The following is a 22779-nucleotide window of genomic DNA, read 5'->3' as shown; positions in this document are numbered from 1 at the left end:
GGTGATCGTGGAGATCCTGCTGCTGGTGACCGCACGCGCCGGCGAAGCATCCGCTGTGCTGCCGGCACTCGACCTGCTGCCGCACTCGGTCCGCACCGCGCCGCGCGACGTCCGCACCCTGGTGGCCGGCCCCAGCCCGGACGCGGTGCTGGTCGACGCCCGTTCCGAGCTGAGCGAGGCTCGGGCCACCTGCCGGATGCTGCACGCCACCGGGCTCGGCGTGCCGCTGGTCGCGGTGGTCACCGAGGCCGGGCTGATCGCGCTCAACGCGGACTGGGGCGTCGACGACGTCATCCTCGCCTCGGCGGGCCCGGCCGAGGTGGAGGCCCGGCTGCGGCTGGCGGTCGGCCGGCTGAGCAACGCGACGTCCGGCGCCGGGGGCTCGATCCGCGCCGGCGAGCTCACCATCGACCCGGACACGTACGCCGCGAAGTTGAAGGGCCGGCCGCTCGACCTGACCTACAAGGAGTTCGAGCTGCTGAAGTTCCTGGCGCAGCACCCCGGCCGGGTGTTCACCCGGGACCAGCTCCTGCGGGAGGTCTGGGGCTACGACTACTTCGGCGGCACCCGCACGGTCGACGTGCACGTCCGGCGGCTGCGGGCGAAGCTCGGCTCCGAGTACGAGTCGATGATCGGCACGGTGCGGCAGGTGGGCTACAAGTTCGTCGTGCCGCCGTCCCGGTCGCTGCCGGAGTCGGAGCACGCCCCGCTGCCCGTCTGAACCCTCTTCCCCTTCCGGGGAACTATTCGCGTACGCCCCCTTTTGCGCAGCTCGCCGGTTTTAGTCTGACTGTCGGGTTTGCTAGTAAAGGGAGGCGGCGGCGTGCGCATCGACCACGGGGGCAACGGTTCGGCACGGACGGGCAGGACGATCCGGGACCCCTCCGCCGTGCGCGCCGTCGGCATCGTCGTGCTGGTCGTGACCGCCCTGCTCGGCACCGCGTACGCGCTCGGCCGCAGCCTGGTCCCCGACCGGCCCGCCTCCGACGTGACGACCAGCACCGGCCAGCACTACGCCGACCAGCCGCCGACGGACGACCCCGACCGGCCCACGCCCGGCGACGACCGCAGCACCGGGCCCGCGGTGGCCGGGCAGGACGGCGGCGCCAGCCCGAGCGGCACCCCGACCGGGGCCGACGGGCCGTACGGCACGCAGACCACCAGCGGCACGTCGCAGGTCGCGCTGACCTTCGACGACGGACCGGACCCGCAGTACACCCCGCAGGTGCTCGCCCTGCTCCGCGAGCACCACGTCCGGGCCACCTTCTGCGTGGTGGGCGAGAACGCACAGAGCCACCCCGACCTGATCCGGGCGATAGTGGCCGACGGGCACACCCTGTGCAACCACACCTGGAACCACGACGTCACCCTCGGCCAGCGGTCGCCGGACGCCATCCGGGCGGACCTGCTGCGCACCAGCGAGGCGATCCGGGCGGCGGTGCCGAACGCCCCGATCGCGTACTACCGCCAACCCGGCGGCGCCTGGACCGGCTCGGTGGTGTCCGTGGCCCGGAAACTCGGGATGACCCCGCTGCACTGGACGGTCGACCCGGCGGACTGGGAGACGCCGGGGGCCGACCGGATCGCCGGGATGGTCCTCACCAACGTCGAACCCGGCTCGGTCGTGCTGCTGCACGACGCCGGCGGCGACCGGCAGGGCACAGTGGACGCGCTGTACGAGATCCTGCCGGCCCTGACCAGCCGGTTCAAGGTGGCGGCGCTGCCCAACGGCGCGACGTGACGCTCGGCGAACCGCTCGGCGTGGTCGTCCGCCCGGCCCGCCGACGTGACCCCCGCTACACCGCCCGGCGGGCCGGCTGAAGGTCGGCGGGACCGGCGGCCGACCGGACTACGGTGACGACATGAGCAGCGCCGCACCGACCAGCCAGCAGGTGACCCGGACCGACAGCCTCAGCCCCGCGCAGATCGCCGACGTACTGGCCCTCGCGGGGGCCGCCGGCGACGCCGACGGGGCGGACCCGTTCGACGAGCACGTCCTGCTCCGGCTGCGGGACCCGGACGCGGCCGCGGTGCACGTGACCGCCCGGGCCGCCGACGGGACGCTGACCGGGTACGCCCACCTGGACACCACCGACGGCGAGGCCGGGACCGGCGTGGAGTTGGCGGTGCACCCGGCGTACCGGCGGCGCGGGACGGGACGGGCGCTGGCCCGGGGCGTGCTGGCGGCGGCCGGGGGGCCGCTGCGGGTCTGGGCGCACGGCGACCATCCGTCCGCCGCCGCGCTCGCCGTCGACCTGGGCCTGCGCCGGGCACGGGTGCTCTGGCAACTGCGCCGGCCGCTGACCGCGCCGATCCCCGAGCCCCGGCTGCCCGAGGGGGTGACGCTGCGCGCGTTCCGGCCGGGCGACGACGACGCCGCCTGGCTCGCCCTCAACGCGCGCGCCTTCGCCGAGCATCCCGAGCAGGGCCGCTGGTCCCCCGCCGACCTGCGGGTACGCCTCGCCGAGCCGTGGTTCGACCCGGACGGCTTCCTGCTCGCCGTCGAGGCGGCCACCGGCCGGCTGGTCGGCTTCCACTGGACGAAGGTCCACGAGCGCCCCGGCTCGGCCCGGATCGGCGAGGTCTACGTCCTCGGGGTGGACCCGGCGACGCACCGGGGCGGACTGGGCCGGGCGCTGACGGCGGCGGGCCTGGCGTACCTGCGGGACCGACGGGGCCTGGACCGGGTCATGCTCTACGTCGACGAGTCGAACACCGCCGCGGTGGCCCTCTACGAGCGGCTCGGCTTCGCCCGTTGGTCCGCGCACGTGAACTACCAGTCGGCCTGACCGAGACCGGCCCGGGTCCGTCGCTGGGGCGGCGGACCCGGGCCGACGGGGCCGGACCGACGGACCCGGGCCGACGGGTCACCGGCGGATAACGGCGGCGCGTCGGCGAGATAACGGCCTACCGGAAAAATGCCCATACTTCTGACAGGGGCATCCGAGTTCACTTAACGGACAACTCACCCTCAGCGAGCGGTCACCTGCACTGCCGCACCTGTTCACCTCGCGTTCACGTGCGACCGGCGAACCGGCTACCTGGCACTCCTAACTTTTGGACCAGCCGGTCAGCGCCGGCACCCCGGGCCCCAATCCGGGTGCGAAGTCAGACGTGAAGGGAAACCCCTCAGGTGAAGCTCCAGCGGCACGGCACTCTCGCCTGCCTCGCTCTTACCGCGACGCTCGCTCTCAGCGCATGCGGCTCGGACAACAACGAGCCCGCGAGCAGCGCCTCCGCCTCCGGGTCGGCCGCCGCCGCCGACTGCGCCACCGGCACGCTGAACGCCCAGGGCTCGTCGGCGCAGAAGAACGCCATGGACGAGTGGATCAAGGCGTACCAGCAGAAGTGCTCCGGCGCGAAGATCAACTACGAGCCGTCCGGCTCGGGCGCCGGCATCCAGGCCTTCATCGCCGGCACGGCCGACTTCGCCGGCTCGGACTCCGCCCTCAAGGAAGAGGAGCAGCCGCAGGCCAACGCCAAGTGCGTCGGCGGCGCCGCGATCAACCTGCCGATGGTCATCGGCCCGGTCGCCATCGCCTACAACGTCAACGGCGTGGACAACCTCCAGCTCAAGCCGGCCACCCTGGCGAAGATCTTCGCCGGCAAGGTGACCAAGTGGGACGACCCGGCCATCAAGGCCGACAACCCGGGCGCCACGCTGCCGTCGACCGCGATCAACGCGGTGCACCGCTCGGACTCCTCCGGCACCACCGACAACTTCACCGACTTCCTCGCCAAGACCGCCGCGTCCGACTGGACCTTCGGCAAGGCCAAGGAGTGGAAGGCCCCGGGTGGCACCGGTGCGGCCAAGTCGGACGGCGTGGCCAGCGCGATCAAGGGCCAGGACGGCACCATCGGCTACGTCGAGTGGTCGTACGCCGAGAACGGCGGCCTGAAGACCGCCAAGGTCGGCAACGGTGCGGGCGAGTTCGCCGAGCTGACCGCCGAGTCGGCCGGCAAGACCGTCGCCGGCGCCGAGGTGGTCGGCCAGGGCGACGACCTCAAGATGAAGATCGACTACAACACCAAGGAGGCCGGGGCCTACCCGATCGTCCTGGTGACCTACGAGATCGTCTGCACCAAGGGCCTCGCCGCCGACAAGCTGCCGCTGGTCAAGGGCTTCCTCGGCCACGCCGCCAGCACCGCCGGCCAGGCCGACCTCACCGAGCTGGGCTACGCCCCGCTGCCCGAGTCGGTCCGCACCAAGGTCGAGGCCGCGGTCAAGAACCTCGCCTGACCCGCCTCACCGACACCATCACCACCACCTCAACTCGAAGCGAGCGAGCAGATGGGTGAAACCCCTCAGCGCTCGGCCGACGCCGGCACCGGCGGGACCCGCGTGACCGAAGGTCACGAGCGGCCCGTCGGTGCCTCGGCGCGTCTGGCCGAGCCACCAGTCACCACCCGTACCCCGGGCGGAGCCGGGCTGGGCGGCGGTGGCGCGCTGCCCCGGGCCCGGGCGTTCGGCGCAGAGCGGGCCTTCCGGGGCCTCACCCTGGCCGCCGGCGTCGCCGTCCTGGTCATCATCGCCGCGATCGCGGTCTTCCTGATCGCCAAGGCCGTGCCGGCGCTGCGGGCCAACACCGAGGGCTTCTGGACGTTCGAGGGCTGGTTCCCGAACGACGCGGAGCCGAAGTTCGGCATCGGGGCGCTCGCCTTCGGCACCGTGCTCAGCTCCGCCCTGGCCCTGCTGATGGCGGTGCCGGTGGCCCTGGGGATCGCGCTCTACCTGTCCCACTACGCGCCGCGTCGGCTCGGCACCACGCTGGGCTTCCTGATCGACCTGCTGGCCGCGGTGCCGAGCGTGGTCTTCGGCCTCTGGGGCCGGGACGTCTTCATCAACCCGGTCCGGGACTTCTCCGCCTGGCTGAACACGTACTTCGGGTGGATCCCGATCTTCGGCGGCGACGGCCCGTTCGGGAAGTCCATCATGCTGGGCGCGCTGGTCCTGGCGATCATGGTGCTGCCGATCATCACGTCGCTCTCCCGCGAGGTGTTCCTGCAGACCCCGACCGCCAACGAGGAGGCCGCCCTCGCCCTCGGCGCCACCCGCTGGGAGATGATCCGCACCGCGGTGCTGCCCTACGGCCGCCCCGGCATCGTCGCCGCGGTGATGCTCGGCCTGGGCCGGGCGCTCGGCGAGACCATCGCACTGGCGATGACCCTCGGCATCACCTTCAACATCTCGTTCAACCTCATCGAGAGCGGCGGCAACACCATCGCCGCCAACATCGCCAACACGTTCGGCGAGGCGAACGACACGGGTCGGGGCGCGCTGATCGCCTCCGGTCTGGTGCTCTTCGCCATCACGCTGATCGTCAACATCACGGCGCGGGCGATCATCCACCGCCGCCGGGAGTTCACGGAGTCGGCCGCATGAGCGAGCGTCAGCGAGCGAATCATCGTCACAGTGCCGGTGCCTCATGGCGCCACGCAGCGAAGCGGAGTGGCGGCATGAGCGAGCGTCAGCGAGCGAATCATCGTCACAGCGCATCGGTGCCTCATGGCGCCACGGAGCGAAGCGGAGTGGCGGCATGAGCACCACCGTCACGTCGCACCGCACCCGCCCGCCGGCCCAGCCGCCCACCCTGAAGGCCCGGCGCCTGCCGAAGTACGCCGCACCGGCCATCGCGGCGGCCGCGCTGCTGGTCGCCGCCGCGGTCGTGTACGGCGCCGGTATCGGCGGCCCGGTACTGGTCGTGGTACTCGGCGCGGGGCTCTACCTGGTCGGCCTCTTCGCCGCGGCGAACGCGGTCGAGGGGCGCCGGTCGGCGCGCAACCGCACCTGGAGCGCGCTGATCCACTCCGCGTTCGTACTGGCCGTCCTGCCGCTGGCCTCGGTGGTCTGGACGCTGGTCAGCAAGGGCGCCGAGCGGCTGGACGGCGACTTCTTCCTCACCTCGATGAACAACATCGGTGCCCGCGACCCGAACGGCGGGGCGTACCACGCGATCGTCGGCACGTTACAGCAGGTCGGCATCGCCGCCCTGATCACCGTCCCGCTCGGCATCCTCTGCGCCATCTACGTCGTCGAGTACGGCCGGGGCCGGTTCGCCTTCGCGATCCGGTTCTTCGTGGACGTCATGACGGGCATCCCGTCGATCGTCGCCGGCCTGTTCGTGCTGGCGTTCTGGGTGCTGATCGTCTCGCCGTGGTTCAACGACGGCCGGCCGAGCTTCTCCGGCTTCGCCGCCGCGCTCGCGCTGAGCGTGCTGATGCTGCCCACCGTGGTCCGCTCCACCGAGGAGATGCTGCGTCTCGTCCCGGCGCCGCTGCGCGAGGGGGCGTACGCCCTCGGCGTGCCGAAGTGGAAGACCATCCTGCGGGTCGTGCTGCCCACCGCGCTGCCGGGCATCGTCACCGGCGTCATGCTCGCCATCGCCCGCGCGGCCGGCGAGACCGCCCCGGTGCTGCTCGTCGCCGGCGGCGGCGCGGCGATCAACTTCAACCCGTTCGAGAACAACCAGTCGTCGCTGGCCCTCTTCGTCTACCAGCAGGCGGGCGACGCGTCCCGGTACGCGCCGGCGCGGGCGTGGACCGCGGCACTCACCCTGGTCGCCCTCGTGCTGATCCTGACCGTCGCGGCGAAGCTGTTGGCCCGCCGCAACCGGCTCGGCCGATGAACCCCGGAGGTACCACCACCATGGCCAAGCGCATCGAAGCCTCGAACGTGACCGCCTACTACGGCGCCTTCAAGGCGATCGAGAACATCAACCTGACCGTCGAGCCGAAGACGGTGACCGCCCTGATCGGCCCGTCCGGCTGCGGCAAGTCCACCTTCCTCCGGTCGATCAACCGGATGCACGAGGTGTTGCCCGGTGCCCGGGTCGAGGGCAGCCTCACCATCGACGACCAGGACATCTACGACCGGGACGTCGACGTCACCGCCGTCCGCCGCATGATCGGCATGGTCTTCCAGCGGCCGAACCCGTTCCCCACCATGAGCATCTTCGAGAACGTGGTGGCCGGCCTGCGGCTCAACGGGGTCCGCAAGAAGTCGATCCTGGACGAGGCGGCCGAGAAGGCGCTCCGCTCGGCCAACCTGTGGGACGAGGTGAAGGACCGGCTCGGCAAGCCCGGCGCCGGCCTCTCCGGCGGTCAGCAGCAGCGGCTCTGCATCGCCCGGACCATCGCGGTCGAGCCGCAGGTGGTGCTGATGGACGAGCCCTGCTCGGCGCTCGACCCGATCTCCACGCTGGCCATCGAGGACCTGATGTTCCAGCTCAAGGACAAGTTCACCATCATCATCGTCACGCACAACATGCAGCAGGCCGCCCGCGTCTCGGACCGGACCGCCTTCTTCTCCATCGAGAAGACCGGCGACCCGGGCCGCCTGATCGAGTACGACAACACGCAGAAGATCTTCAGCAACCCCGGGGTGAAGAAGACCGAGGACTACATCACCGGCCGCTTCGGCTGAGCCGGCCCCGTCCCCGCCCACCGGCGTCCCGTCCCGTCCCGGGCGGGGCGCCGTCGGCGTCCGCGCCCCCCGGCTCCCGACCGCGTCGGCCGGCGGCCGACTCCCGTCCCGTCGGTGCCGGACCGGGGCGCACGGCAGCGCCGGCACACGGGCGGCGGGTGCGGCGGTCAGGCCAGCACGAAGCGGGGTTCGCCGTCGTCGGGCAGGTCGAGGCGCGGGGTGACCGGGGTGGCGGCGTCCCGGGTCGCCGCCGCGCGGGCGACGCCGGCCAGGTCGCCGCCGGCCGCCACCTGGGCCAGGTTCACCAGCGTGGGCGGGAGCATGGTCAGCTCGCCCGCCTCCGCCCGAGCCAGGGCGTCCGCCGGGCGGATCCACAGGGTGTGGTCGGCCTCGCCGGAGACGTCCCGGGTCCGCTGCCCCTCGGGCAGGAGGGCCACGAAGAAGTACGTGTCGAAGCGGCGCGGCTCGAACTCCGGCGTGATCCACCGGCTCCACGGCAGCAACAGGTCCGACCGGAGGGTGAGCCCGCGCCGGGCGAGCAGATCCGCGAAGCCGCCCCGGCGCTGCTCCAGCGCCACCCGGTCGGCCTCCCAGTCGTCGCCGCTCACGTCGCCCACCACGGTCCCGGCGTCGGGGCCGGCGAGCAGGACCCCGGCCTCCTCGAACACCTCGCGGGCGGCGGCGCAGACCACCGCTTGGGCGTCCGCCGGGGTCAGCCCCAGCCGCTCGGCCCAGCCGGCCGGCGTCGGGCCGGCCCAGTCCAGGTGCGCCTGCGAGTCCGAGGGGTCGACCCCGCCGCCGGGGAAGGCGTACATCCCGCCGAAGGCCATCGCGGCGACCCGCCGGATCAGGTACACCTCGAAGTCGTCGCCGGCCGGGCGGAGCAGCAGCACGGTGGCCGCGACCCGGGGCGCCGCCGGGGTGGCGCCCTCGGCGCGGAACCGGCGGGCGTGCTCCACCAGCGCCGGGGGTGCGGGGAAGCCGTCGGCGTGGATCGTCATGCGCCGAGCCTAGTTCCCGACCGGTGGATCGCCCGCCCTGCGGTCCGGTGGTCCGCACTAGCGTGGCCGCCATGACTCGTTGGGGCATCCTGGCCACCGGCCACATCGCCGCCCGCTTCGCGGAGGACCTCCGGTTGGTGCCGGGCGCCGAGCTGACGGCGGTCGGCTCGCGGACCGCCGAGAGCGCGGAGCGGTTCGCGCACCGCCACGGCGTGCCGCGGGCGTACGCCTCGTGGGCGGAACTCGCCGCGGACGACGACCTGGACGTCGTCTACGTCGCCACCCCGCATGCCGCGCACCACGAGGCGGCCCTGACCTGTCTCGCGGCCGGCCGCGCGGTGCTGCTGGAGAAGCCGTTCACCCTCGACCTGGCGACCAGCACCGAGCTGGTCGAGGCCGCCCGGGCCGCCGGGGTCTTCCTGATGGAGGCGATGTGGATGCGGACCAACCCGCTCGTACGCCGCCTCCGCGAGTTGGTGGCGGACGGCGCGATCGGCATGGTGACCGGCGTGCGGGCCGACTTCGGGGTGGCCGGGCCGTTCCCGCCGGAGCACCGGATGCGCGCCCGCACCCTCGGCGGCGGCGCCCTGCTCGACCTCGGCGTCTACCCGGTCAGCCTGGCCCACCTGCTGCTCGGGGTGCCCGACCACGTCCGGGCCTGGGCGAAGCTGAGCCCCGAGGGGGTCGACGAGAACACCGGCGTCGTCCTCGGGTACGACTCGGGCGCCGTCGCCACGCTGAGCTGCGGCATGGTCGGGCGACCCCGCTGGTCGCCTCGGTCACCGGCACCACCGGCCGGATCGACCTGCCGGAGCCGTTCTTCCGCCCGGGTTCGGCGACCCTGTACCGGGCCGGTGCCGAGCCGGAGACGATCACCGGCGAGCTGGTCGGCGGCGGCTACCAGTACGAGGCCGCCGAGGTCCAGCGCTGCCTGGCCGAGGGCCTGCCGGAGAGCCCCCTGGTCCCGCACACGGCCACCCTGGAGGTGATGGCCCTGCTCGACGGGATCCGCGCCCAGATCGGCGTGGACTACTCCTGACGCCCCCGGACGCGCGAAGGGCCCCCGCCTGCGGCGAGGGCCCTTCGGGTCGGCCGTCAGGTGAAGAGCGGGCGGGCCAGGAAGTACATCAGGGCGCCGATCGAGCCGGCGGCCGGGAACGTGAGGATCCACGCGCCGACGATGTTGCCGGCCACGCCCCACCGCACGGCGGAGAGCCGCTTGGTGGCGCCGACACCCATGATCGCCGAGGTGATCGTGTGGGTGGTCGAGATCGGGGCGCCGAGGACCAGCGCGTTGAAATAGAGCACCGAGCTGGCCACGGTCTCGGCCGCGAAACCCTCCGGCGGCTTCAGGTCGATGATCTTCCGGCCGAGCGTCCGGATGATCCGCCACCCACCGGCGTACGTGCCGGCGGCCAGCACGGCCGCCGAGGTCCAGAACGCCCACTCCGGGATGAAGCTCGGGTCGTCCTGGTAGCCGCCCACGTAGAGGGCGAGCACCACGATGCCGATGGTCTTGGCGGCGTCCTGCATGCCGTGGCCGACCGACATCGCGGCGGCCGACGCGGTCTGCGCCCAGCGGAAGCCTCGGTTGAGCTTGCCGGGGTGCCCCTTCCGGAAGATCCACTGCACGGCGATCATAACGATGTAACCGAGCAGGAAGCCGACCATCGGCGAGAGGACCATCGGGATGATCACGCTCTCCCCGATGCCGCTCCAGAGCACGGTGCCGGACGCGGCGACGGTCGAGCCGACCAGTCCGCCGATCAGCGCGTGCGACGAGGACGACGGCAGGCCGAAGTACCAGGTGATCAGGTTCCACACGATCGCGCCGATCACGCCGGCGAAGACGATGCCGAGGCTGGCCTGCCCGGTGGGTAGTTTCACCAGGCCGCTGCCGACGGTCTTGGCCACCTCGGCGCCGAAGTGGGCGCCGATGAAGTTGCCGACCGCCGCCATGGCCAGGGCCACCCGGGGTGTGAGCGCCCGGGTGGAGATGCTGGTCGCGATCGCGTTGGCGGCGTCGTGGAAGCCGTTGGTGTAGTCGAACGCCAACGCCACCGCGATCACCGCCAGCACGGCGATGAGTTCGGGGCTCACAGGATCAGGACTCCTTGACCGCGATGGTCTCGACGGTGTTCGCCACGTGCTCGAAGGAGTCGCAGGCGGCCTCCAGCTCGTCGGCGACCTCCTTCATCTTCAGCACGGTCAGTGCGTCGTACTCGCCGGAGAAGAGGCGGACCAGCAGCATCCGGTACGCCTGGTCGCCGTCGTTCTCGAGCCGGTTGCACTCGATCCAGTAGTCCTCGAGGTCCTTCATCGACTTCAGCCGCGGCATGGCCTCGGCGGTCAGCTTGGCCTGCGCGTCGAGGACGTTGATCAGCTCGTGCATCTCCCGGGGGAGCGACGGGATCTTGGTGAGCCCGTAGAGGTAGAGCAGGTTGCCGACCGCCTCGAGGTGGTCCATCACGTCGTCCAGCAGCGAGCCGAGCCGGTAGATGTCCTCCCGGTCGAACGGCGTGATGAAGGTGGAGTTGATCTTCTTGTAGAGCTCGTGGGTGATCTGGTCGCTGTCGTGCTCCACCTCGGTGAGCCGCTCGCTGACCGACTGCACCTCCACACCGGGCAGGGCCAGCTCGTTGAGCAGTTCGGTGCCCTTCACCAGGTTCTGCGCGGCCCTGGTGAAGAGCTCGTAGAAGGCGCCCTCGTTCGGGCGGAAGGAAAACTTCACAGCACGGACCTCGTCGTGTCGGTGGAAGGGTACGGCCGCCCGGAGGGATGCCCGACTGGGAATGCTAGGAAACGACGGAAGCGGGAATTCCGCGGCCTCCCCCTGGTCAGGCCACATTCATCGGTCGTTCACCTGCCGTTCACCTACGACGTTTCCCCCGGATCCCAGCAGCCGCTCCCGTTCCCGCCGGACGTCGAAACCGGCAGGCGGATACCCCAGATCAAGGGGTGCCGAACGTCTCCCTGAGCAGGTGCGCGACCACCCCGGTCGCGGTACCACTCGCGGTCCGCCGGCACCGCGTACCAGCCCCCGCCCGGTCCGCCCGTCGAGGCGGGACGGTGGGTGGGTCGGGGTGGCGGGAGAATGGGGCGACGGGTCGGTGCTGGGAGGTTCGGGTGCGGGATCTGGCGACGGAGTTCGAGGCCGAGCGGGGGCGGCTGCTGGCGGTCGCGTACCGGATGCTCGGCAGCCGCGGCGAGGCCGAGGACGCCGTGCAGGAGACCTGGCTGCGGTACGCCGCCGCGCTCGCCGACCCGGCGGCCCGCGCCGAGATCCGGCACCTCGGCGCCTGGCTGACCACCGCCTGCGCCCGGATCTGCCTGGACGTGCTGCGCTCGGCGCGGGTGCGGCGGGAGGCGTACCCCGGCCAGTGGCTGCCGGAGCCCGTGGTGACCCCGCTCGACCAGGGCCCGCGCATCGACGGCTTCGCGCCCGACCCGGCGGAGCGCGCGGTCCGCACCGACCAGGTCGGCACGGCGCTCATGGTGGTGCTGGAACGGCTCACGCCGGAGCAGCGGGTCGCCTTCGTACTGCACGACGTCTTCGCCGTGCCCTTCCCCCGGATCGCCGAGGCGCTCGGCACGACCGACGCCGCCGCCCGCCAGCTCGCCTCCCGGGCCCGCCGGGCGGTGCAGGCGCCCGACGCGCCCCGAGACACCGCCGACCCGGCCGAGCAGCGCCGGGTCGTCGCCGCGTTCGTCGCCGCCGTCGAGTCGGGCGACCTGGACGCACTGGTGCGGGTGCTCGCCCCGGGCGTGGTCCTCATCGGCGACAGCGGCGGCCACTTCCCGGCGGCCCGCCGCCCGGTGGTCGGCGTCGACGCGGTGGCCCGGTTCGTCCTGGGCCTCTTCGGCCGGGCCGGCCGCTACGGCGCCACGCTGCGCGCCCGCCCGGTGCTGGTCGACGGCGCGCTGGGGATGCAGATGGAGATGGTGTACTCCGACGGCCGGCCGCTGCGGCTGGTCGCCGCCCTGGCGGTGGACGGTGGCCGGGTGACCGGGATCTTCCACCAGCTCAACCCGGAGAAGCTGCGCGACGTGCCGCCGCTGGGGGCCGACGACGGCTGGCCGCCACGCTGGTGACCCCGGCGCCGCGGCGGCGACACCCAGGCGCCGCGTCGGTGGGCCGCCGTGTCGATGGAAGCGCCCGGGCACGCCAGGCCACGGCGACCGCGCCGGCTCAGACCACCAGGGCGAGCCACTTCCGGTACGACGTGGCGAACGGCTCGGTGCCGTCGCCGAGCGCGCCGAGGAGCCACCGGGCCGCCGCCTCGGCCTCCGCCACCACGTCGTCCGGATAGCCGAAGCGGGCCCGGTGCTCGGCGAACTCGTCCTCGTCGCGCAGCTCGACCGCGCCGGTGGCCCGGCGGCGCACCACGTCCAGGTCCAGGTCGATCAGGTGGACGGTGTGGTCGTCCTCCCAGCGGGCCGGGCTGGCGATGTCGCAGTAGACCTCGCTGGTGCGCGGCGGCGGGTTGAACATGCCGGTCCACCAGCCCTGGTGGGGCACCAGGAGCACGAACGGGATCTGCTCGACCGACGGCCGGCCGTGGTAGACCGACTTCGTGCCCTCGGTAACGCCGAGCCAGACGCCGAGGTCGTCCTCGGCCAGCCGGCGGGCCGGGTAGTCGCGGTGGGCGCTGCCGTCGTACTTGCGGTAGATCACGCGGACCACGTCGCTCGGCATGAGTCGCACCCTAACCGATACCGCCCATCGGTCGCCGCACGGAAGTTACCGGACTCGGCCCGTGGGATTCCGTACCGTGACGACGCCACGGCCGGATCGGCACGGCCGGTGTCGGCGCCGGCGGGTACCGTCGCACGGTGACTCCGCGCCTCGCCACCGGTTCCGCCGCCCCCTCGCCCCGCACCGGAGGCCGCCGGCGGGGCTCCCGGCCGAGCGGGGCCGAGCTGCTCGCCGCCGCGGTCGGCGCGGTGCCCGGCGGCGCCGCGCGCCCGGGTCAGCAGCAGATGGCCACCGCCATCGAGGAGTGCGTGCGGGCGCGCGAGCACCTGCTCGTGCAGGCCGGCACGGGCACCGGCAAGTCGCTGGCCTACCTCACCCCGGCGCTGACCGTGGACGGCCCGGTGGTGGTCTCCACGGCCACCCTGGCGTTGCAGTCCCAACTGGTCGACCACGACCTGCCCCGGCTCGCCGACGCCGTGGAGCCGGTGCTCGGCCGCCGGCCCACCTTCGCCGTGCTCAAGGGGCGGCACCACTACCTCTGCCTGGCCCGGCTGGACAACTCCACCGAGGACGAGCCGGAGGACACGCTCTTCGACGCCCCGGCGGCGCGCCCCGGCGGCGGCACGAAGTGGCTCGGCGAGGCGGGGCGGCTCGGCAAGCAGATCCAGCGGCTGCGCGACTGGGCGGAGAAGACCGACACCGGCGACCGGGACGAGCTGGACCCGGGCGTCGACGACCAGGCGTGGCGGCTGGTCTCCATGCCGGCCCGGGAGTGCGTCGGCGCCGCCCGCTGCCCGTTCGGCGCGGAGTGCTTCGCCGAGGCCTCCCGCGCCCGCGCCCGCGAGGCCGACATCGTCGTCACCAACCACAGCCTGCTGGCCGTGGACATGCTCGCCGGCCGGCACATCGTGCCGCCGCACAAGCTGCTCATCGTGGACGAGGCGCACGAGCTGGCCGACCGCGTCTCCTCGGCCGCCCAGGCCGAGCTGGTGCCGGAGCTGATCGACCGCTCCGCGAAGCGGGCCCGCCCACTGCTGCGCCCGGAGACCGCCGACTCGCTCACCGCGGCTGGCGACGCCCTGGCGGTCGGGCTGGCGGAGGCACCGGCCGGGCGGATCACCTCCGGGTTGCCGGCCGCGCTGCGCGAGGCGTGCACCCTGCTCGACGCGGCCACCCGGGCGGCGCTCGACGGCATCGGCGAGATCAAGGCCGACGACCCCGATCCGGTGCGCAAGCAGCAGGCCAAGGCGGTGCTCGACGAGCTCTCCGCCACCGCCCAGCGGCTGCTGGAAGAGGCCGACCACGACGTGGCCTGGGTGGAGAAGAACGACAACACCGGCCGCCGGGCGCTGGTGGTCGCGCCGCTGTCGGTCGCCGGCACCCTCGCCACCCACCTGTACGACGAGCGCACCGTGGTCGCCACCTCGGCGACCCTGACACTCGGCGGCCGGTTCGACACGGTCGCCCGGGCGCTCGGGCTGGAGGCGCCCCCGGCCGACCCGCCGTCACCGGCCGCCGCGGCCCTGGCCGCCCGCGCCGCCGGACGCACCGACCCGGCCGGGCGCGCCGGAGTCACGTCGGCCGCCGGGGCCGGCCCGGCCGGGGCCACGGGTGGCGGCGGGGCGACCGGACGCGCCGGGTCGGCGGGGAACGAGCCGCCTGGCCCGGCGACCGGCACGCCCGGCCTGCCGGCCACGTCGGGGCCCGGGTGGCGCTCGCTCGACGTCGGCTCGCCGTTCGACTACGCGCGGCAGGGCATCCTCTACGTCGCGGCGCACCTGCCCCGGCCCAGCGTCTCCGGGCTGCCCGACCCAGCCGGCGAGGAGCTGCTCGCGCTGGTCACCGCGCTAGGCGGGCGTACGCTCGGCCTCTTCTCCTCGCGACGGGCCGCGCAGCAGGCGGCGGAGCTGCTGCGCGCGCGGACCGACCTGCCCGTCCTGCTCCAGGGCGAGGAGGCGCTGCCGCTGCTGGTGCGCCGGTTCCGGGAGGAGAAGGCGAGCTGCCTGTTCGGGGTGATGTCGCTGTGGCAGGGCGTCGACGTGCCCGGCGACTCCTGCCAGCTGGTGGTCATCGACCGGCTGCCCTTCCCCCGGCCGGACGAGCCGCTCGCGGCGGCCCGGGCCGCCGCGGTCGACGCCAACGGCGGATCCGGTTTCGCCGCGGTGAGCGTGCCGATCGCCGCGGTCCGGCTGGCGCAGGGGGTGGGGCGGCTGATCCGGTCGACCGGCGACAAGGGCGTGGTCGCGGTACTCGACTCGCGGCTGGAGACCGCGCGGGGCTACGGAGCCTTCCTGCGCCGCTCGCTGCCGCCGTTCTGGTACACCACCCGGCCGGAGGTCGCCCGCGGCGCCCTCGAACGCCTCGCCAAGGTCTGACCCGCCCAGGCGGGTCAGGGGGCCTTGGAGGCGACGACGACGGCGTCGGGCGGGGTGTCCGGAACGGTGCGGGCGACGAGCCGGCGGACGGCCGTGTTCAGCACGGCGATCAGCGGCACCGAGACGAGCGCGCCGGTGATCCCGGCGAGCACCACGCCGGCCGCGATCCCGATGATCACCGCGAGCGGGTGGATGGCCACCGCGCGCCCCATGATCAGCGGCTGGAGCAGGTGCCCCTCCACCTGCTGCACCCCGATCACCACGCCGAGGATGATCAGCGCGGTCACCGGGCCGCTGTCGACCAGCGCGACCAGGACCGCGACGACGCCCGACAGGGTCGCCCCGACGATCGGGATGAACGCCCCGAGGAAGACCAGCGCGGCGAGCGGGAAGGCGAACGGGATGTCGAAGACGACCAGGAAGACGCCGATGCCGACCGCGTCGATGAAGGCGACCAGCACGGTCGCCCGCACGTAGGCGACCAGCGTCGACCAGGACGCCCGGCCGGCGTCGTCGACCTTCCAGCGGGCGGCCACCGGCAGCAGCCGGACCAGGAAGCGCCAGATCTTGTTGCCGTCCCGCAGGAAGAAGAAGGTCGCGAAGAGCACCAGCAGCGTGCCGGTCAGCACCTCGGCCAGCGTGGCGGCGGTCGAGAGGGCACCGCTGGTGAACTTCTCGGTGTTGTTGTTGATCCAGTCCTGGCCCTCGTCGATGTAGCGGTCGAGCTGGCCGTCGGAGAGGTGCAGCGGGCCGGTCTTGAGCCAGTCCTGGATCTGCCGGACGCCCTCCGAGGACTTCTTGCTCAGCTCCGGCACACCCTGGATGAACTCGTTCACCACCAGGGTCAGCGTGCCGATCACCGCGGCCAGGCCGCCGACCAGCACCACCGCGGTCGCCAGCGAGCGGGGGAAGCGGGCCCGCAACAGCCAGCCGACGGCCGGCGCGAGCAGCGCCGAGAACAGCAGCGCGACCGCCAGCGGGATTATCACGATCTTGATCGCGCCGACGATGTTCAGCAGCGCCCAGCCGACGATGCCGATCACGATCAGCCGCCAGGACCAGGCGGCGGCGATCCGCAGCCCGTGCGGCACGTCGGCGTCGTCCCGGCTGGAAGTGGAGGTGTGCACCGCCGCCGGCGTCTCCGCCCCGACCACGGCCGCCGACGGCGCCGCCACCGGCCCGGGGGTCGCCGGCGAGGCCACCCCGGCCGGCTCGGGGGCGTCGACCGGGTCCGTACGACGGGGGCGCACCGATTTCCGGCCCGACTCGTACGCGCGACGGAGCCGTCCGCGTACCCGCTCGAAGCGGCTCAAGCGCACCTCCTGGCTTCAGAACCTGGCCGTGCCCGCCCCGGTGGGCGGACAGGGTACGTCCGACCACGCCACCGTAGGGCAGTTCCGCCACCCAGTGCCCCCCGCCCCCGGCGCGTAACCGCTCACGGCCGCCCGACCGGGACACGGTAGCGTTTCCGGCGTGACCGCCGACCAGAATCTCGACTCCGGCCTGCCGATCCGCCTGCTGCACGACCGCGTGCTCGTGCGGATGGAGGGGAGCGAGGGTGAGCGCCGCTCCACCGCCGGCATCGTGATCCCGGCGACCGCCGCCGTGGGCAAGCGGCTCGCCTGGGCCACCGCTGTCGGGGTGGGGCCGAATGTCCGCGCCATCGTCTCGGGCGACCGGGTCCTGTTCGACCCGGACGACCGCTCGGAGGTCGAGCTGCACGGTCGCGGGTACGTGCTGCTGCGCGAGCGCGACGTGCACGCCGTGGCCGCCGAGCGCGTGGAGAACGACTCCACCGGCCTCTACCTCTGAGCCCTCCCCGCCCGCCCCGCCGCGCGCGGCTGCGGGCGCCGGTGTCGTTTGCGGCGCTCCCGGCCGGGAAGCCAGCCGCACCACCGGCCCTGGGGAGGGACGATGCCGGTATTCGTGAAGAAGCTGCTGCTCTGGGGAAGCGTCGCGTTCCTGATCTACTTCATGGCGTTCCGGCCCGAGGGCGCGGCGGAGATGTTCAAGGCGATCGGGGCGGGGCTGATGGCGATGGCGCAGGGCCTCGGCGACTTCCTCACCAGCCTGATGACCTGACGACCCGGACCACCACGGGGCGGCCCGGGGCGCCGCCTCAGCGGTGACCGGCGGCCGGGGACCGGGCCAGTGGTGGCCGGGCGGCCGGGGACCGGAGTCAGTGGTGGCCGGGCGGCCAGGAACCCGCGGGTCGCGCGCCGGGCCAGCCGGGCGGGCCGTAGCCAGGGGCCCCGTAGCCGGCGGGGAAGGCCGGGGGCGGCGGGGCGAGCACCACCGGGATCGGCACCACCGGCTCGTCCGGCGCCTCGACCGGCCGCTGCGAGCCGTCCGGGAACCGCAGGTGGTAGCGGTGCCCGTCCCAGATCCCGGCCGGCGCCTGCGGATCCCTCCCCACGAAGAACGACCGGTACGCGGCGATGGCCTCCAGCAGCTCCCGTTCCTCCCGCGCCGTCCGTTCCCGGTCCGCCGGCCTGCGGTCCAGGCCGCGCAGCGCGCCGTCGCGCAGCAGCGCCAGCCGGGTCGCCGCGAACTGGTAGCCGCGCATGGCCCGCACACCGGCGTCCCCGGCCACCCGCTTGGCCCACACCCGGGCCGCGTGCCGTCGCCCCAGGCTGCTCAGCGCCGCCACCTCCGGCGGGGTCAGCCAGCCGGCCCGGACGTAGTCCGGCAGGGTGCGCTCGGTGAGCCGCCCCTCCCAGGCCCGCAGCCACACGGCCAGCCCCACCATGCCGAAGAAGATCGGCACCATCACGCCGATGAAGCCGTACAGCATGATCAGCGCCTCACCGGTGGCCTGGGTGAGCGTGGGCAGCAGGTTCCACAGGCCGTGCAGCATCATCGCCAGCAGCAGGCCGGCGATCGGGGCGAGCACCCGGACACGCCGGTCGGCGGTGCGGGCGGCGATGCCCAGCCCGACCCCGGTCATCGAGGTGAACAGCGGGTGGGCGAAGCCGAAGAGCAGGATCCGGACGATGAAGATCGCGATGACCTGCTGCGTGCCGGTCGCCGGGCCGTACCGCTCGACGCCGGTGGCGTAGCCGTAGCCGCCCAGGTAGAGGATGTTCTCCACCATGGCGAACCCGATCGCGGAGAGCCCGCAGTAGACCAGGGCGTCGGTGATCCCGGAGATCTCCCGTCGGCGGAAGATCAGCAGCAGGATCGGCCCGAGCGCCTTGGTGAGCTCCTCGATGAACGGCGCGACCAGCACCGCCGTCAGCGCGGTCGGCAGCCCCCAGTCGTCGAAAAGCCCGGACGAGAACTCGTTGACGGTCAGCGAGGCGGCGGTCGAGACGAACGCGCCCCAGGCGAAGCAGAAGATCAGGTATTTCAGCGGTTCCGGTTCGTACCGGTCGAGCCAGAGGAAACAGCCCACCAGCACCGGAACCGGGAGGATCGCCGCGACCAGGCCGATCAGCAGCGCCTGCACGCCGAGGCTCTCGCCGAGCGTGAAGACCATGAACACCGCGCAGGCGGCGATCAGCAGGACGACCCCGGCCAGCACCAGGGCCCGCCGCCAGCCCAGCCGGCGCAGCGGCATCCGGGGAGCGGCCGCGCCCGACTGCGGGACGGCGGGCACGGTCGGCGACGGCGGCAGGGGTGCGCCGGGCGGGGTGTCGGCCATGCGGTCAGCGTAGTCACCCCCGGCCGGCTGGACCGGGCGCATCCGCGCGCTATGCTGCCGGCAGGTCACGAGCGCCAGCGTCAAGCCCCGGCTTGCTGGCCGGCAACCCTCGTCGAGGTTCGCGGTGGGGTGCCCCGGGTGATGACCGGGCCCGGCCCGATCCGCGTGCCGGGCAAGCGCGGACCCCGCCCGGTGTGCCCACCCGGGGTCCCCGGACCCGGAGGTCGGCCGATGACCGTCACCCTCGTACCCCCGCCCGCGCCGCACCCGACGCGGACCGCGCCGCCGCCCGCGGCCGCCGGGCCGCTCGACGTGCTCGGCGTGCCGGGCCAGGTCAACCTGGACTACGCGGCCACCGCGCCGTGCGCGCGGGCCGCCGCCGACGCGGTGGCCGAGCTGCTCCCCTGGTACGCCAGCGTGCATCGCGGCGCGGGGGCCCTGTCACGGCGCTGCACCCTCGCCTACGAGCGCGCCCGGCAGACCGTCGGCGACTTCTTCGGCGCCCGCGCCGGCGACCACGTGCTCTTCACCCGCAACACCACGGACGCGCTGAACCTGCTGGCCCGGGTGCTGCCCGCCGGCACCACGGTGGTGACCTTCGGCGGGGAGCACCACGCGAACCTGCTGCCCTGGCCGCGCGGATCGGTCCGGCTGCCGGTGCCGCGGGAGCCGGCCGAGGCGGTCCGGGCGCTGGACGCCGCCCTCACCGAGCTGCGCAGGCCGGGCGCGGGGGGCGCCCCCGGCACCGACCGCCGCCCGCCCGTGCTCGTCGCGGTGACCGCGGCGAGCAACGTGACCGGCGAGCGCTGGCCGGTGGCGGAGCTGGCCCGGGTGGCCCGGCGGCACGGGGCCCGGATCGCCGTCGACGCCGCGCAGCTCGCCCCGCACGCGCCGGTGGACGTCGCCGCCCTCGACGTCGACTATCTCGCGGTCTCCGGCCACAAGCTGTACGCGCCGTTCGGCGCGGGGGTGCTCGTCGGGCGGGCGGACTGGCTGGACGCCGCACCGCCGTACCTGGCCGGCGGGGGCGCCACCGGTCACGTCGGCGCGGCCACCCACGACGTGCGCTGGGCGACCGGACCGGCCCGGCACGAGGCGGGCACGCCGAATCTGCTCGGCGCGGTCGCCCTCGCGGCGGTCTGCGGCGCCCTGGCCGGGGCCGACCGGGCGGCGCTGCACGACGCCGAGCAGGCCCTGCTGGCCCGGCTGCGCCGCGGCCTGGCGGCCCTGCCGCACGTGGTGGAGCTGCGCACCTTCGGGCCGGACGCGCCGCGGGTGGGCATCGTGTCGTTCGTGGTGGCCGGCCGGGACTCGGCGGACGTGGCGGCGGACCTGGCCGGCAACCACGACATCGGGGTGCGCGACGGCCTCTTCTGCGCCCACCCGCTGGCCCGGCGACTGCTCGCCGAGGCGGCGGCGCGCAGCGGCCGGCGGGACCTGCCGCCGACCGCCCTGCGCGCGAGCGTCGGCCTGGGCAGCACGGCGGAACACGTGGACCGGCTGCTCGCCGCCCTCGCCGCGGCGGCCTGAACGACCCCACCGCACGGCTGACCCGCGGGCCGGCGGGTCAGCCGACCGGCAGGGCGGCGGGTCAGCCGACCGGCAGGGCGGCGGGTCAGCCGACCGGCAGGGCGGCGGGTCAGCCGACCGGCAGGGCGGCGGGTCAGCCGACCGGCGGGGCGGTGGGCGGCTTCGGGGCGGCGGCCGGCTCGGCCTGGCCGCTCGGGGTGTCCTGGTCGCCGAAGGACTCCCGGACCAGGCGGTTCGCCTCCTCCTGGCTGATCCCGGAGGCCACCAGCAGGTCGCTGGCCGTGGTGCGCACCTGCGCGATCACCACGCTGCCGGAGAAGCCCACCCCCTCGGCGTACGCCCGGCCGGCCTCGCTGACCGCGCGCAGCGCCCGCTCCCGTGCCTTCTCCGGCTCCTCCCCGACGGCGAACTCGTGCTTGAGCAGGCGTACCGACTCGGCGAGGTGGCCCGCCGCGTCCGGCATCGGCTCCGGCACGGGCTCCTCGTCCTCGATCAGGGTGACCGCGCGCCGGATCAGCGTGCCGGCGTTGCGCATCGCCCGGTCGATCGGGTCGGCGGCCTCGGCGTAGTGGGTGAGTTCGTCCCGCCGGTGCCACCGGGCCGGCGAGAGGACGGCGGTCTCCTTCGCCCCCTCGATCGCCTCGGTGAAGGTGGACAGCTCCTCCTGGTTGTTGCGCAGCCGGTCCAGGGCCCGTTGGGCCTTGTCCCGGTCCCGTTGGCGAAGGGCGTCGGCGGTGTCGTCGAGCTGCGCGGCGAGCAGGTCCAGCGCCGGCCGGGCGGCCCGGTTGATCACCCGGAGCGGATTGAGCGGCAGCAGGACCGAGGTGACCAGCAACGCGATCCCGCCGCCGACGAACGCGTCGACGAACCGGGGGATCTCCAGGTTCGCGGTCTTCGGGCTCAGCGTGACGATCAGCACGGCCGTGGCCGCCGCCTGGATGACGATGGACACGCTGGCGCCGGCGAAGATGGTCAGCACGATCGACCCGGTCACCACGAGGCCGAGCTGCCACGCCCCGGTGCCGACCAGGTAGATGAGGAAGTCGCCCACGGCGACCCCGATCGCCACCCCTAGGATCAGCTCCACCGTACGGCGGAGCCGCTGCCCGACCGAGGCGGCGAGGGTGCCGACCGCGGAGATCGGCGCGAACACCGGCTCCGGGTTGCCCAGCAGATTGTGCGCCGCCCACCAGGACAGGCCGGCGGCGAGGCCGGCCTGCACGGCCAGGCCCCACGCCATCCGCACCCGGTGCAGCCGGTCGTGCAGGGTCGCCCTGCCGCGGTGCCGCAGCTCCTCCATCGCGTCGGCGATGCGGGCACCGTCGATGTCCGTTCCGCCGTCGCGGCGGATGGCCCGCCGCACCAGCGAGAGTCGACGGTCCCGGGCCACGGCCATGGCGGGGACTACCCGTACCGGGGCGGGTGAATCCTCCGTGTCGGCGGCGGTGCGGCAGACTCGGCCGCATGGCCGACCTTCTCGACCGGTGGCGGGCGGCGGCCCGGGGCGCCGGGGCGACCGACGCGACGCAGCGGGACCGCGCCGGGGCGGAGCTGCTGGGGCGCTGGCGGGAACCGCACCGGCACCACCACACGGTCGCCCACCTGACCGTCGTCCTCGACGTGGTCGACGCGCACGCGTCGTCCGCCGCGCGGCCGGACCTGGTGCGCCTCGCGGCCTGGTGCCACGACGCGGTCTACGACCCACGCGCCGAGGGCGACGCCAACGAGCGGGACAGCGCGGCGCTCGCCGACGCCCTGCTCACCCGGTCGGGGCTGCCGGCCAACGCCGTGGCCGAGGTCCGCCGGCTGGTCCTGCTCACCGCCGGGCACGCCGTCGACCCGGGCGACGCCGACGGCGCGCTGCTCTGCGACGCCGATCTCGCCGTCCTGGCCGCGCCACCCGGGGCGTACGACCACTATGCCGCCGCGATCCGCCGGGAGTACGCGCACGTGCCCGACCCGGCCTTCCGGGCCGGCCGCGCCCGGGTGCTCACGGGGCTGCTCGCCCTGCCGGCCCTGTTCCGGCTGCCGCCGCTGGCCACCCGCTGGGAAGCCCGGGCCCGCGCCAACCTCACCCGCGAACTGGCCACCCTCCACTGAGTCCCGGCCCC

20 protein-coding genes, 1 pseudogene and 1 riboswitch are annotated in these 22779 nt (G+C 74.1%); of the genes and pseudogenes, 14 read left to right on the top strand and 7 right to left on the bottom strand.

Annotated elements, in window-relative coordinates; all coding sequences use genetic code 11:
• Position 1: 1 nt before the first annotated feature.
• From AB0G14_RS11765 to pstB, 7 genes are all read left to right on the top strand, one after another.
• The gene (locus tag AB0G14_RS11765; RefSeq protein ID WP_357696305.1) at positions 2-721 is read left to right on the top strand and encodes a response regulator transcription factor; all 720 of its coding nucleotides are present in this window, start codon (positions 2-4) and stop codon (positions 719-721) included.
• A gap of 108 nt (positions 722-829) precedes the next feature.
• Positions 830-1741, top strand: coding sequence for a polysaccharide deacetylase family protein (locus AB0G14_RS11760; RefSeq protein WP_357696395.1), 912 nt, complete (start codon positions 830-832; stop codon positions 1739-1741).
• 121 nt (positions 1742-1862) lie between these two features.
• Positions 1863-2789, top strand: a complete 927-nt coding sequence (mshD, locus tag AB0G14_RS11755; RefSeq protein ID WP_357696303.1) for a mycothiol synthase — start codon at positions 1863-1865, stop codon at positions 2787-2789.
• 344 nt (positions 2790-3133) lie between these two features.
• Positions 3134-4240 carry a phosphate ABC transporter substrate-binding protein PstS gene (gene pstS / locus AB0G14_RS11750; RefSeq protein ID WP_357696301.1) on the top strand — a complete coding sequence of 369 codons (1107 nt, stop codon included), beginning with the start codon at positions 3134-3136 and terminating at the stop codon, positions 4238-4240.
• 51 nt (positions 4241-4291) lie between these two features.
• Entirely contained in the window at positions 4292-5383 is a 1092-nt protein-coding gene (gene pstC, locus AB0G14_RS11745) for a phosphate ABC transporter permease subunit PstC (RefSeq protein WP_357696299.1), read from the top strand.
• A 154-nt stretch (positions 5384-5537) separates the two neighbouring features.
• The gene (gene pstA / locus AB0G14_RS11740) at positions 5538-6626 is read left to right on the top strand and encodes a phosphate ABC transporter permease PstA (RefSeq protein WP_357696297.1); all 1089 of its coding nucleotides are present in this window, start codon (positions 5538-5540) and stop codon (positions 6624-6626) included.
• Between the two features lie 20 nt (positions 6627-6646).
• Positions 6647-7423: a phosphate ABC transporter ATP-binding protein PstB gene (gene pstB, locus AB0G14_RS11735; protein ID WP_350684604.1), complete on the top strand. Its 777-nt coding sequence runs from the start codon at positions 6647-6649 to the stop codon at positions 7421-7423.
• Positions 7424-7590: 167 nt separating this feature from the next.
• Here the strand turns inward: pstB and AB0G14_RS11730 are convergent, their stop codons facing one another.
• Positions 7591-8424, bottom strand: coding sequence for an NUDIX domain-containing protein (locus tag AB0G14_RS11730; protein ID WP_357696294.1), 834 nt, complete (start codon positions 8422-8424; stop codon positions 7591-7593).
• Between the two features lie 71 nt (positions 8425-8495).
• Between AB0G14_RS11730 and AB0G14_RS11725 the strand changes: the two are divergent.
• A pseudogene (locus tag AB0G14_RS11725) lies at positions 8496-9463 on the top strand (Gfo/Idh/MocA family oxidoreductase).
• 56 nt (positions 9464-9519) lie between these two features.
• On the opposite strand, the gene AB0G14_RS11720 reads toward AB0G14_RS11725, so the two are convergent.
• Complete coding sequence (locus tag AB0G14_RS11720) at positions 9520-10524, bottom strand: inorganic phosphate transporter (protein ID WP_357696292.1); 1005 nt, start codon at positions 10522-10524, stop codon at positions 9520-9522.
• Positions 10525-10528: 4 nt separating this feature from the next.
• Positions 10529-11155 carry a DUF47 family protein gene (locus tag AB0G14_RS11715; protein ID WP_350706910.1) on the bottom strand — a complete coding sequence of 209 codons (627 nt, stop codon included), beginning with the start codon at positions 11153-11155 and terminating at the stop codon, positions 10529-10531.
• 395 nt (positions 11156-11550) lie between these two features.
• Here AB0G14_RS11715 and sigJ point away from each other — a divergent pair, with 395 nt between their 5' ends.
• The gene (gene sigJ / locus AB0G14_RS11710) at positions 11551-12516 is read left to right on the top strand and encodes an RNA polymerase sigma factor SigJ (protein ID WP_357696290.1); all 966 of its coding nucleotides are present in this window, start codon (positions 11551-11553) and stop codon (positions 12514-12516) included.
• Positions 12517-12613: 97 nt separating this feature from the next.
• Here the strand turns inward: sigJ and AB0G14_RS11705 are convergent, their stop codons facing one another.
• Positions 12614-13120, bottom strand: a complete 507-nt coding sequence (locus AB0G14_RS11705; RefSeq protein WP_350706906.1) for a DUF402 domain-containing protein — start codon at positions 13118-13120, stop codon at positions 12614-12616.
• 95 nt (positions 13121-13215) lie between these two features.
• Here AB0G14_RS11705 and AB0G14_RS11700 point away from each other — a divergent pair, with 95 nt between their 5' ends.
• Positions 13216-15495 (top strand): ATP-dependent DNA helicase, encoded by a 2280-nt coding sequence (locus AB0G14_RS11700; RefSeq protein WP_357696393.1) that lies wholly within the window; start codon positions 13216-13218, stop codon positions 15493-15495.
• Positions 15496-15509: 14 nt separating this feature from the next.
• Here AB0G14_RS11700 and AB0G14_RS11695 read toward each other — a convergent pair whose 3' ends face one another.
• The gene (locus AB0G14_RS11695; protein ID WP_357696287.1) at positions 15510-16808 is read right to left on the bottom strand and encodes an AI-2E family transporter; all 1299 of its coding nucleotides are present in this window, start codon (positions 16806-16808) and stop codon (positions 15510-15512) included.
• A 160-nt stretch (positions 16809-16968) separates the two neighbouring features.
• Between AB0G14_RS11695 and AB0G14_RS11690 the strand changes: the two genes are divergently transcribed.
• Both AB0G14_RS11690 and AB0G14_RS11685 read left to right on the top strand, forming a co-directional pair.
• The gene (locus tag AB0G14_RS11690) at positions 16969-17307 is read left to right on the top strand and encodes a co-chaperone GroES (protein ID WP_088998164.1); all 339 of its coding nucleotides are present in this window, start codon (positions 16969-16971) and stop codon (positions 17305-17307) included.
• 102 nt (positions 17308-17409) lie between these two features.
• A complete protein-coding gene (locus AB0G14_RS11685) occupies positions 17410-17577 on the top strand; it encodes a hypothetical protein (RefSeq protein WP_350706900.1) in 168 nt (55 codons plus the stop codon).
• A 97-nt stretch (positions 17578-17674) separates the two neighbouring features.
• On the opposite strand, the gene AB0G14_RS11680 is transcribed toward AB0G14_RS11685, so the two are convergent.
• A complete protein-coding gene (locus AB0G14_RS11680; protein WP_357696284.1) occupies positions 17675-19138 on the bottom strand; it encodes a PrsW family intramembrane metalloprotease in 1464 nt (487 codons plus the stop codon).
• A 63-nt stretch (positions 19139-19201) separates the two neighbouring features.
• Positions 19202-19323, top strand: a riboswitch (SAM riboswitch).
• 46 nt (positions 19324-19369) lie between these two features.
• On the opposite strand from AB0G14_RS11680, the gene AB0G14_RS11675 reads away from it, so the two are divergent.
• Positions 19370-20668, top strand: a complete 1299-nt coding sequence (locus AB0G14_RS11675) for an aminotransferase class V-fold PLP-dependent enzyme (protein ID WP_357696282.1) — start codon at positions 19370-19372, stop codon at positions 20666-20668.
• Positions 20669-20801: 133 nt separating this feature from the next.
• Here AB0G14_RS11675 and AB0G14_RS11670 read toward each other — a convergent pair whose 3' ends face one another.
• Positions 20802-22058, bottom strand: coding sequence for an FUSC family protein (locus AB0G14_RS11670; protein ID WP_357696391.1), 1257 nt, complete (start codon positions 22056-22058; stop codon positions 20802-20804).
• Positions 22059-22132: 74 nt separating this feature from the next.
• Here AB0G14_RS11670 and AB0G14_RS11665 point away from each other — a divergent pair, with 74 nt between their 5' ends.
• Positions 22133-22768, top strand: a complete 636-nt coding sequence (locus AB0G14_RS11665; protein WP_357696280.1) for a metal-dependent phosphohydrolase — start codon at positions 22133-22135, stop codon at positions 22766-22768.
• Positions 22769-22779: the final 11 nt, after the last annotated feature.

Origin of the sequence: Micromonospora sp. NPDC023814, assembly GCF_040639595.1 — a bacterium.
In the GTDB taxonomy this organism is placed as follows: Bacteria; Actinomycetota; Actinomycetes; order Mycobacteriales; family Micromonosporaceae; genus Micromonospora.
This window is presented reverse-complemented; position numbering and strand designations above follow the sequence as displayed.

Excerpts from the sequence above, each read along its gene's own strand:
- pstA (WP_357696297.1), top strand. The coding sequence starts at position 5,538 with ATGAGCACCACCGTCACGTCGCACCGCACCCGCCCGCCGGCCCAGCCG.
- pstB (WP_350684604.1), top strand. The coding sequence starts at position 6,647 with ATGGCCAAGCGCATCGAAGCCTCGAACGTGACCGCCTACTACGGCGCC.
- AB0G14_RS11665 (WP_357696280.1), top strand. The coding sequence starts at position 22,133 with ATGGCCGACCTTCTCGACCGGTGGCGGGCGGCGGCCCGGGGCGCCGGG.
- mshD (WP_357696303.1), top strand. The coding sequence starts at position 1,863 with ATGAGCAGCGCCGCACCGACCAGCCAGCAGGTGACCCGGACCGACAGC.
- AB0G14_RS11705 (WP_350706906.1), bottom strand. The coding sequence starts at position 13,120 with ATGCCGAGCGACGTGGTCCGCGTGATCTACCGCAAGTACGACGGCAGC.
- AB0G14_RS11685 (WP_350706900.1), top strand. The coding sequence starts at position 17,410 with ATGCCGGTATTCGTGAAGAAGCTGCTGCTCTGGGGAAGCGTCGCGTTC.
- AB0G14_RS11675 (WP_357696282.1), top strand. The coding sequence starts at position 19,370 with ATGACCGTCACCCTCGTACCCCCGCCCGCGCCGCACCCGACGCGGACC.
- AB0G14_RS11730 (WP_357696294.1), bottom strand. The coding sequence starts at position 8,424 with ATGACGATCCACGCCGACGGCTTCCCCGCACCCCCGGCGCTGGTGGAG.
- AB0G14_RS11680 (WP_357696284.1), bottom strand. The coding sequence starts at position 19,138 with ATGGCCGACACCCCGCCCGGCGCACCCCTGCCGCCGTCGCCGACCGTG.
- pstC (WP_357696299.1), top strand. The coding sequence starts at position 4,292 with ATGGGTGAAACCCCTCAGCGCTCGGCCGACGCCGGCACCGGCGGGACC.